Annotated in this window: 7 protein-coding genes and 1 rRNA gene; 7 read left to right on the forward strand and 1 reads right to left on the reverse strand. The window is 64.1% G+C overall.

The annotated features are described in order from the left end of the window. The first annotated feature begins 237 nt into the window (after positions 1 to 237). From mgtA to ABE459_RS14155, 7 genes are all read left to right on the forward strand, one after another. Positions 238 to 2,943, forward strand: a complete 2,706-nt coding sequence (gene mgtA, locus ABE459_RS14125) for a magnesium-translocating P-type ATPase (protein WP_125462114.1) — start codon at positions 238 to 240, stop codon at positions 2,941 to 2,943. Between the two features lie 9 nt (positions 2,944 to 2,952). Further along, positions 2,953 to 3,309, forward strand: coding sequence for a DUF2493 domain-containing protein (locus ABE459_RS14130; protein WP_125462113.1), 357 nt, complete (start codon positions 2,953 to 2,955; stop codon positions 3,307 to 3,309). Positions 3,310 to 3,421: 112 nt separating this feature from the next. Beyond that, positions 3,422 to 4,909, forward strand: a complete 1,488-nt coding sequence (locus ABE459_RS14135; protein WP_323829074.1) for a YifB family Mg chelatase-like AAA ATPase — start codon at positions 3,422 to 3,424, stop codon at positions 4,907 to 4,909. Positions 4,910 to 5,037: 128 nt separating this feature from the next. Further along, positions 5,038 to 5,289 carry a DUF2790 domain-containing protein gene (locus ABE459_RS14140; RefSeq protein ID WP_125462111.1) on the forward strand — a complete coding sequence of 84 codons (252 nt, stop codon included), beginning with the start codon at positions 5,038 to 5,040 and terminating at the stop codon, positions 5,287 to 5,289. A 31-nt stretch (positions 5,290 to 5,320) separates the two neighbouring features. Next, complete coding sequence (locus ABE459_RS14145) at positions 5,321 to 6,337, forward strand: alpha/beta hydrolase (protein WP_323829071.1); 1,017 nt, start codon at positions 5,321 to 5,323, stop codon at positions 6,335 to 6,337. Positions 6,338 to 6,565: 228 nt separating this feature from the next. Next, positions 6,566 to 8,353, forward strand: coding sequence for a monovalent cation:proton antiporter-2 (CPA2) family protein (locus tag ABE459_RS14150; RefSeq protein ID WP_125462109.1), 1,788 nt, complete (start codon positions 6,566 to 6,568; stop codon positions 8,351 to 8,353). A 79-nt stretch (positions 8,354 to 8,432) separates the two neighbouring features. Beyond that, the gene (locus ABE459_RS14155) at positions 8,433 to 9,857 is read left to right on the forward strand and encodes a mechanosensitive ion channel family protein (RefSeq protein WP_323829068.1); all 1,425 of its coding nucleotides are present in this window, start codon (positions 8,433 to 8,435) and stop codon (positions 9,855 to 9,857) included. An 81-nt stretch (positions 9,858 to 9,938) separates the two neighbouring features. On the opposite strand, the gene rrf is transcribed toward ABE459_RS14155, so the two are convergent. Continuing rightward, positions 9,939 to 10,054: ribosomal RNA gene (gene rrf, locus ABE459_RS14160) — 5S ribosomal RNA — on the reverse strand. Between the last annotated feature and the right edge of the window lie 170 nt (positions 10,055 to 10,224).

The following is a 10,224-nucleotide window of genomic DNA, read 5'->3' on the forward strand; positions in this document are numbered from 1 at the left end:
AAGTTCGCGGGATTCTTATTGCCTGAAAGTTACCAGAGGAATAACGACATCATGGACTCAGCCAGTAGAAAGTTCGCTGCCGACATTAACTCCGGCACGCGCCAGCGAACGTTCAACCGCCGGAAAGACAATGTTATTTACCGATCGAATGATCGCGGCCCGAAACACGCGCACTCACCCGCCCAACCGTGAGTCGACTGTGTTTCGTGCCGCCTCCTGCGGCAGGAGCACAGCCCGATGACCGTCAAAGACCGCAACACCACCACGACTCAGGACGCTCGCCTGTCCATGCGCGCCGCCCGTGAGGCGCGCAACGGCCTGGCCGTCACCCTCGCCAACCTCGACGCCAGCGAGCTCGGCCTGACCGAGCACGAAGCTGCCAAACGCCTGCAGCGCGATGGCGCCAACGAGGTCGCCCACGACAAACCGCAACCAGCCCTGATGCAACTGCTCAAGGCGCTGCACAACCCCTTCATCTATGTACTGCTCACCCTCGCCGCCATCAGCTTCGTCACCGATTACTGGCTGCCGCTGCGCGCCGGTGACTTCGACGACCTCGACCTGACCAAGGTGATCATCATCCTGACCATGGTCAGCGTCAGCGGCCTGCTGCGCTTCTGGCAGGAATACCGTTCGAGCAAGGCGGCCGAAGCACTCAAGGCGATGGTCCGCACCACCGCCACGGTACTGCGTCGGGAGCGCCACGACACCCCCGCGCAGCTGCGCGAAGTGCCCATGAACGAGCTGGTGGCCGGCGATATCGTGCAATTGGCCGCTGGCGACATGATCCCTGCCGATATCCGCCTTATCGAGTCGCGCGACCTGTTCATCAGCCAGGCCGTGCTCACCGGCGAAGCGCTGCCGGTGGAAAAGTACGACACCCTCGGCCACGTCGCACCGAAGTCCGCCGCCGACAGCGCCACTGACGAAGGCAGCCTGCTCGACCTGCCGAACATCGGCTTCATGGGCACCAACGTGGTCAGCGGCCGCGCCCGCGCCGTGGTGGTGGCCACCGGCAAGCGCACCTACTTCGGCTCGCTGGCCAGGGCGATTGCCGGCTCGCGCAGCCAGACCGCCTTCGACCGCGGCGTGAACAGCGTCAGCAGCCTGCTGATCCGCTTCATGCTGGTGATGGTGCCGGTGGTGTTCGTGCTCAATGGCGTGGTGAAGGGTGACTGGAGCGATGCCTTCCTGTTCGCCCTGGCCGTGGCCGTGGGCCTCACCCCGGAAATGCTGCCGATGATCGTCAGTGCCAACCTGGCCAAGGGCGCCGTGGCCATGGCCAGGCGCAAAGTGGTGGTCAAGCGCCTGAACGCCATCCAGAACTTTGGCTCGATGGATGTGCTGTGCACCGACAAGACCGGCACCCTGACCCAGGACCGCATCATCCTCGAACACCATGTCGACCCGAGCGGCCGCACCGACCCACAACTGCTCGAGCTGGCCTGGCTCAACAGCCACCACCAGAGCGGCGTGAAAAACCTCATGGACCAGGCCGTGCTGCGCTTCGCTGGCGAGAACAGCGGCTTCCAGCCGCCCTACGCCTACGCCAAGGTCGACGAATTGCCCTTCGACTTCATTCGCCGGCGCCTGTCGGTGATCGTCAAGGATGCGCTCGGCGATCACCTGCTGGTCAGCAAGGGCGCGGTCGAGGAAATGCTCGCCATCGCCACCCATGTAGAAGAGAACGGCCAGCGCATCCACCTCGACGAGGCCCAGCGCCAGCAACTGCTGGCCACCGCCAGCGCGTTCAACCAGGATGGCTTTCGCGTGCTGCTGATCGGCACCCGCGAAATCCCCGCCACCGAGCGCAAGGCTCAGTACAGCACCGCTGACGAGCGCAGCCTGGTGATCCGCGGCTTCCTGACCTTCCTTGACCCGCCCAAGGAAACAGCCGGCCCGGCCATTGCCGCGCTGCGTGACATGGGCGTGAAAGTGAAAGTGCTGACTGGCGACAACCCCGTGGTCACCTGCAAAGTTTGCCGCGAAGTGGGCCTGGAGCCCGGCCAGCCACTGCTTGGGCAGGACATCGAGCGGCTGGACGACGCCCAGCTCAAGGGACTGGTCGAAGAACGCACGGTATTCGCCAAGCTCACCCCGTTGCAGAAGTCGCGGGTGCTCAAGGCCTTGCAGGCCAACGGCCACACCGTCGGCTTTCTCGGCGACGGCATCAACGACGCCCCAGCCCTGCGCGACGCCGACGTGGGCATTTCGGTGGACAGCGGCACCGATATCGCCAAGGAATCGGCCGACATCATCCTGCTGGAAAAGAGCCTGATGGTGCTCGAAGAGGGCGTGCTCAAAGGCCGCGAAACCTTCGGCAACATCATGAAGTACCTGTGCATGACTGCCAGTTCCAACTTTGGCAACGTGTTTTCGGTACTGGTGGCCAGCGCCTTCATCCCGTTCATGCCGATGCTGGCGATCCACTTGCTGCTGCAGAACCTGATGTACGACTTCTCTCAGCTGTCGCTGCCCTGGGACCGCATGGACAAGGAGTTTCTGCGCGAGCCGCGCAAATGGGATGCGCGCAACATCGGCCGCTTCATGCTGTGGATCGGGCCCACCTCGTCGATCTTCGACATCACCACCTTCGCCCTGATGTGGTACGTGTTTGCTGCCAACAGCGTGGAGATGCAGGCGCTGTTCCAGTCCGGCTGGTTCATCGAAGGGCTGCTGTCGCAGACATTGGTGGTGCACATGCTGCGCACCCGCAAGGTGCCGTTCCTGCAGAGCACCGCGGCACTGCCGGTGATCCTCGCCACGGGCCTGGTGATGTGCCTGGGTATCTACATCCCGTTCTCACCACTGGGGGCGATGGTCGGGCTGGTGCCGCTGCCGTGGGCATACTTCCCTTGGCTGGCCGCCACCCTGCTGGGCTACTGCCTGGTGGCGCAAGGCATGAAGACCCTGTACATCCGCCGCTTCGGCCAGTGGTTCTGAGGGGGACGTATGCGTGTACTGATCTGTGCGGGGCGCAACTACGCCGACCACCAGCGCTGCCGTCGCGCGCTGGACGAACTGCAGCGACAGCAACCGATCCAGGTGCTCATACACGGCGGCAGCCAGTACCTGGGTGGCGATATCGAAGCCTGGGCGCGGGAGCACGGTGCGGACATCGTGCGCTACCCGCCCAACTGGCAGTTGCACGGCAAACTGGCTGAGCGCCTGCGCAACGCTTTCATGCTGCGTGACAGCCGGCCAGACCTGGTGCTGGCTTTGCCGGGCGCAGACGATACCGAGGAACTGCTGGCTCGGGCGCGGGGTGAGGGGGTTGCGGTGGTGTGCGGCAAGCAGCCTCGCCGCTAGGTGAGGCTGCGGAAAAACCTCGACGCACTCTTTCCAGCGTGCCCGCCAGGGACACCTCTATGCTTTGCCGGGCCGCAGGATGCGGCCTGAATCACGCGAACACGGAGCGCCCATGTCCCTCGCCCTCGTCCACAGTCGCGCCCAGGTGGGCGTGCTGGCACCCGCCGTCAGTGTCGAAACCCACCTGGCCAACGGCCTGCCGTCGCTTACCCTGGTCGGTTTGCCGGAGGCCACGGTCAAGGAAAGCAAGGACCGGGTACGCAGCGCCATCGTCAACGCCGGGCTGGATTACCCGGCCCGGCGCATCACCCAGAACCTCGCACCAGCCGACCTGCCCAAGGACGGTGGGCGCTACGATCTGGCCATCGCCGTGGGGATCCTCGCCGCCAATGGCCAGGTGCCGGTGGCTGCGCTCGAAGACATCGAATGCCTGGGTGAACTGGCCCTTTCCGGGGCGCTGCGGCCAGTGCAAGGTGTGCTGCCCGCCGCGCTGGCGGCACGCGACGCCGGGCGGGCGCTGGTGGTACCACGCGAGAACGCCGAGGAAGCCAGCCTGGCCAGCGGGCTGGTGGTGTACGCGGTGGGGCATCTGCAGGAGCTGGTGGCGCACCTGAGCGGGCAACTGCCGCTGCCACCCTTTGCGGCCAACGGCTTGCTGCTGAAACAGCGGCCCTACCCTGACCTCAGCGAAGTACAGGGCCAGACCGCCGCCAAACGTGCCCTGCTGGTGGCGGCTGCCGGTGGACACAACCTGCTGTTCACCGGGCCGCCCGGCACCGGCAAGACCCTGCTCGCCAGCCGCCTGCCCGGCCTGCTGCCACCGCTGGACGAGCGCGAGGCGCTGGAGGTGGCGGCAATCCGCTCGGTCAGCGGCCACGCACCGCTGGACAGCTGGCCGCAGCGGCCGTTTCGCCACCCCCATCACTCCGCCTCGGGCCCGGCACTGGTCGGTGGCGGTAGCCGCCCGCAGCCGGGCGAAATCACCCTGGCACACCATGGCGTGCTGTTTCTTGATGAACTGCCAGAGTTCGAGCGGCGCGTGCTGGAAGTGTTGCGCGAGCCATTGGAATCGGGCGAGATCGTGATCGCCCGGGCCAGAGACCGGGTGCGCTTCCCGGCACGCTTCCAGTTGGTGGCGGCGATGAACCCCTGCCCCTGCGGCTATTTTGGCGACCCCACCGGCCGCTGCCGCTGCAGCCCCGAGCAGATCCAGCGCTACCGCAACAAACTCTCCGGCCCCCTGCTCGACCGCATCGACCTGCACCTGACGGTGGCCCGGGAGAATACCGTGCTCGATAACCAACCCAGTGGCGAAACCAGCGCCAGTGTCGCCGCTGTCGTGGCCGAGGCCCGCGCGCTACAGCAGCGTCGCCAGGGCTGCGCCAATGCCTTCCTCGATCTCAACGGCCTGCGCCGGCATTGCCTGCTGACATCGGCCGACCAGGCCTGGCTGGAAACCGCCTGTGAACGCCTCACCCTGTCGCTGCGGGCGGCCCATCGCCTGCTCAAGGTGGCGCGTACGCTGGCGGACCTGGAACAAGCCGAGGCCATTGGTCGGGCCCATCTGGCCGAAGCGATGCAGTACCGACCAGGCAGCTGACGGATCATGCACAGGGTCAATCTTCTCCATAGCTGAAATATATTTTGCGCGCTAACTATTTGCGCTCAATATTCATCTCACGCAGCAAGCAGTCGCCAAACCCATTCAGCACATCCTGGAGAACGATCATGACCCTTCGCACAATCCTCGCCCTCGGCGTTACCACCCTGGCCATCGGCACCAGCGCCGGGGCCTTCGCCACTGAAGCCAGCGCTTACCGCTACGGGATGAAGCTGGACATCGCTCAGGTGGTCTCCGTCGAGGCGCCCACCGCCATTGAGGGCCACACCAGCACCGCCATCCTGACCTACCGCGACAGCAACGGCCAATTGCAAGCCGTGAGCTACAGCCAGCCCACCACCCTTGCCAACCAGAACTGAGCCGCCGGCTCGCACGCAGAGGAATCCGCACATGAAACTGTCCCGCACCCTGACCGCTGGCCTGCTGGCCCTGGCCGTGAACAGTGCCTTCGCCGCCGGCAGCCCTGGCGTCGAACACAACACCCAAGGCTTCCTTGATGCGCTTGCCGCAGGCGGCGGCAAGCCGCTGGAAACCCTGGCGCCGAAAGACGCACGCGCCGTACTGAGCGGAGCCCAGGCCGGGGTGAAAGTCGATGTGTCGGGTATCCGCGTTGAGCGCCGGACCATTCAGGCCGACGGCCAGCCATTGCAGATCCGCGTGGTACGCCCTGAGGGCGCCACGGGCGAACTGCCAGTGTTCATGTTCTTCCACGGCGGTGGTTGGGTGCTGGGCGACTACCCCACCCACGAACGGCTGATCCGCGATCTTGTGGTCGGCTCCGGCGCAGCGGCGGTATACGTCGACTACACGCCTTCGCCAGAAGCGCAGTTCCCCACCGCGATCAACCAGGCCTATGCCGCTACCCGCTGGGTCGCCGAGCATGGCCAGGAGATCGGCGTCGACGGCAGCCGCCTGGCGGTCGCCGGCAACAGCGTCGGCGGCAACATGGCCGCGGTGGTGGCGATAAAGGCCAAGGAGGCCGGCACGCCGAAGCTGCGCTTCCAGGCGCTGCTGTGGCCGGTGACCGATGCCAACTTCAACAACGCCTCCTATAACCAGTTCGCCGAGGGCCACTTCCTGACCCGCAACATGATGCAGTGGTTCTGGAACAGCTACACCACAGACCCGCGTCAGCGCGACGACATCCATGCCTCGCCGCTGCGTGCCAGCCTGGAGCAACTCAAGGGCCTGCCACCGGCCCTGGTTCAGACCGCCGAAATGGACGTGCTGCGTGACGAAGGCGAAGCCTACGCTCGCAAGCTCGACGCCGCCGGGGTGCCGGTGACTGCGGTGCGCTACAACGGCATGATCCATGACTATGGCCTGCTCAATGTGCTGAGCACCGTACCCACTGTCCGCAGTGCCATGGACCAGGCGGCACAGGCCCTTAAAACGCATCTGCAGTAAGGGGTTGGTGCAAGCCCGCTACCACAGTCGCAAGCGTGGGAGCGGGCTTGCCCCGCGATTGGCCAATCAAAGGTTCCACTTTCAGAACGATGCTTCCCGTTAGGCCGGAATTGTCCTGTTTCTCACAACACCCGAAAATGCTCGCCTCTTCCATCGATGGCATAAGCTTCGGCAACCTGTCATCCGTTCCCTAAAGCGCTGCCTCACGCAGTTCAAGGAGTACGAGCAATGCCACACGAAGGCAGCCTTCTACAAACCGCAGTCATCTTCCTCCTTGCCGCCGTGGTCGCCGTGCCCCTGGCCAAGCGCCTGCAACTGGGCGCCGTGATCGGCTACCTGCTGGCCGGTGTGGCCATCGGCCCGCAAGCGCTGGGCCTGATCCGCGATACCGAAAGCGTCGCACACATCTCTGAACTGGGCGTGGTCTTGCTGCTGTTCATCATTGGTCTGGAGCTGTCCCCCAGACGCCTATGGCTGATGCGCAAATCGGTGTTCGGCGTCGGTACCGCCCAGGTGCTGCTGACCGGCGCGGTGATCGGCGCCATCGCCTTGTTCGGCTTCAGCCAGACGCTGCCGGCCGCCATCGTGCTCGGCCTGGGGCTGGCACTGTCTTCCACCGCCCTTGGCTTGCAGAGCCTGGCCGAGAGCAAGCAGCTCAATGCACCCCATGGCCGCCTGGCCTTTGCCATCCTGCTGTTCCAGGACATCGCTGCAATCCCGCTGATTGCCCTGGTGCCGTTGCTGGCCGCCAGTGGCCCGGACACCAGCCATGGCGACAGCTTCGAACATGGCCTGAAAGTGTTTGCCAGCATCGCAATCGTCATCGTCGGCGGCCGCTACCTGTTGCGTCCGTTGTTCCGTACCGTGGCCCGCACCGGCCTGCCAGAGGTGTCCACCGCCACAGCGTTGCTGGTGGTGATCGGCACCGCCTGGCTGATGGAAGAGGCAGGAATCTCCATGGCCCTCGGCGCCTTCCTGGCCGGCCTGCTGCTGGCGGACTCCGAGTACCGTCATGAACTGGAGTCGCAGATTGAACCGTTCAAGGGCCTGTTGCTGGGCTTGTTCTTCATCAGTGTCGGCATGGGCGCCAACCTGCGCCTACTGGTGGACATGCCGCTGGTGCTGCTGGGCCTGACTTTGTTGCTGATCGCGGTGAAGCTGGTGCTGCTGATCGGCGTCGGCCGCCTGGCCGGTGGCCTCAACAGCGCAAGCGCGCTGCGCCTGGGCATGGTGCTGGCGGCCGGCGGCGAGTTCGCCTTCGTGGTATTCAAGCTGGGCAAGGATCAGGGCCTGTTCGATACGCAAACCTACGACCTGCTGCTGATGACCATCACCCTGTCGATGGCCATCACCCCACTGCTGATGCTCGGCTGCGCCCGCGCCCTGAAGCGCCCGCAAGCAGTGCGCGAGGTGCCCGAACAGTACAAGAGCATAGAAGCCGGTAGCCCTCGCGTAGTGATTGTCGGCATGGGCCGCATGGGCCAGATCGTTTCGCGCATCCTGCGTGCGCAAAAGATCCCCTTCATCGCCCTGGAGACCTCGGTGGACGCAATCGAGATGACGCGCATGTTCGAACAGGCGCCGGTGTTCTACGGCGATCCGCTGCGCCCCGAAGTGCTGCATGCGGCCAAGGTCGGCGAGGCCGAGTATTTCATCATTACCAGTGACGACCCCGAGGTGACCATTCGCACCGCCGAGCGGGTCAAGCGCCTGTACCCGCACCTCAAGGTCATCGCTCGGGCACGCAACCGTCAGCATGTGCACAAGCTGATGGATGTCGGCGCGGAGCCGATCCGCGAGACGTTCTATTCCAGCCTGGAAATGAGCCGTCGTGCGCTGGTCGGGCTGGGGCTATCGGATGAGCAGGCCGCTGACCGTATCGCACGCTTTACCGAGCATGACGAGCAGGTATTGGAAGCCCAGGGACGGGTGCGTGACGATCGGGCCAAGGTCATGCAGACGGCCAAGGAAGCGCGGGTGGAACTGGCGCGACTGTTCGAGTCGGATGTGGATTGAGCTGCATGGGGGAGCACCCATTGCCTGCCCGCTCAACCTGCTCTATTACTGACGTTCAGCCCCCTGCAGCGAGAACACCATGCTGGCGCTCATCCAGTCCTACCCCTTGCTGCTCGGCACGTGCCTGATCATTGGCGACTTGTTGCTCTGGCAACTGATCCCCCAGCAGCACCGCATCTGGCGCATTGCCTCACGGCTGGTGATCTTCCTGCTGTTCAGCGCCGTGCTGGTCGCTGCCGGCATGAGCCCGCTGCAGCCACCACCCTGGATTGACGAAGTGTCGCGCAACCTGATGGCAACGGTGCTCGCCATTGGCTGGTGGCTGTTCGGTGCGCGCACGGTGACGGTGGTGTTCGGCCTGCTGCTGGGGGCACGTGGTAGCCATGGCGGGCGCCTGTTGCAGGATGTGATTGGGGCGCTGATCTTCCTTGCCGCAGTGGTGGCCGCAGCAGCCTATGTGCTGCAGCTGCCGGTCAAGGGGTTGCTGGCCACGTCCGGGGTGATGGCCATCGTCATTGGCCTGGCCTTGCAAAGCACGTTGAGCGATGTGTTCTCCGGGATCGTGCTCAATACCACACGGCCCTATCAGATAGGCGACTCCATCTCCATCGACGGTACCGAAGGCAAGGTGGTGGATATCGACTGGCGCGCCACGCGAATGATCACCGGCACCGGTAGCCTGGCGGTAATACCCAATTCGGTGGCGGCCAAGGCGCGGCTGCTTAACCACAGCCGCCCGGCTGATCGGCATGGGATTGCGATCAGCGTGGTGGTACCGGCCAAGGTCCGGCCAAAGCGCGTGTTCGATGCGTTGGAGAAGGCCCTGCAGGGCACCAGTGCCTTGCTCGCCTCTCCTGCCCCCAAGGTAACGGTCAAAACTTCTTCCCTGGAGTCGGTGGAATACGAGGCCAGTGCTTTCGTTGCCGACATGGCGCTCAAGACCGAGGTACGCAACCAATTGTTCGACCTTGCCCATCGCCACCTGGAGGCCAGCGGGGTGATGTGGAACGTCGACCTGACGCTTGCGCCACGCAGCCGTCAGCGCGAGCTCATCGATGAGGTGCGGGTATTCCGCTCGCTCAGCGGTGAGGAGCGTGACACCCTGAGCCAGCGCATGACGGCGGTGGAGTACCTGGCCAACCAGGTGATCCTGGGCATCGGCGACAACTCGGACCACCTGCTGGTGATTGGCAGCGGTGTGATTCAGGCCTCGGTGCGTAATGGGGACAAGCTGGTAGAAGCCGGCCGCATGGGCCCGGGCGAGGTGCTCGGGATCGAGGGGCTGGTTGACGACGATGACTCTTTCGCCGAATTCCGTACCCTGACCGGATGCCTGCTTTACCGCATCGAGAAGGAACAGGTACGCAGTTGCCTTGAGCAACGTAGTGAGGTGCAGTCGGCGTTGACCAAGTTGCAGCGGTTCCGCCGGCAGAGTAGAGAGTCACTGCTCATGCAGAAGCCTACGGAAGTGAAGAAAGGTGGGTTCCTGAGCTGGTTGCGCTAGCGTAACGCCATGCGTTGCAGGCTACGGCCCTGAAAAGACAAAGCCCCTGATCGCATTGCGATCAGGGGCTTTGGATTTGAATCTTGACGATGACCTACTCTCACATGGGGAAACCCCACACTACCATCGGCGATGCATCGTTTCACTGCTGAGTTCGGGATGGGATCAGGTGGTTCCAATGCTCTATGGTCGTCAAGAAATTCTGTGTGCTGGCCCGTCTCTCGGACGTGCCTGCGAATCTCTGTAGTTCCTACTTAAAGACAAAACCCCTACCTGCATGCGCAGATAGGGGTTTTGCGAAATGAATCTTGACGATGACCTACTCTCACATGGGGAAACCCCACACTACCATCGGCGATGCATCGTT

Source organism: Pseudomonas sp. TWI923 (genome assembly GCF_039673365.1).
Classification (GTDB): domain Bacteria; phylum Pseudomonadota; class Gammaproteobacteria; order Pseudomonadales; family Pseudomonadaceae; genus Aquipseudomonas; species Aquipseudomonas sichuanensis.

Coding starts and splice junctions, on each gene's coding strand:
- mgtA (WP_125462114.1), top strand. CDS start 238: ATGACCGTCAAAGACCGCAACACCACCACGACTCAGGACGCTCGCCTG.
- ABE459_RS14130 (WP_125462113.1), top strand. CDS start 2,953: ATGCGTGTACTGATCTGTGCGGGGCGCAACTACGCCGACCACCAGCGC.
- ABE459_RS14135 (WP_323829074.1), top strand. CDS start 3,422: ATGTCCCTCGCCCTCGTCCACAGTCGCGCCCAGGTGGGCGTGCTGGCA.
- ABE459_RS14140 (WP_125462111.1), top strand. CDS start 5,038: ATGACCCTTCGCACAATCCTCGCCCTCGGCGTTACCACCCTGGCCATC.
- ABE459_RS14145 (WP_323829071.1), top strand. CDS start 5,321: ATGAAACTGTCCCGCACCCTGACCGCTGGCCTGCTGGCCCTGGCCGTG.
- ABE459_RS14150 (WP_125462109.1), top strand. CDS start 6,566: ATGCCACACGAAGGCAGCCTTCTACAAACCGCAGTCATCTTCCTCCTT.
- ABE459_RS14155 (WP_323829068.1), top strand. CDS start 8,433: ATGCTGGCGCTCATCCAGTCCTACCCCTTGCTGCTCGGCACGTGCCTG.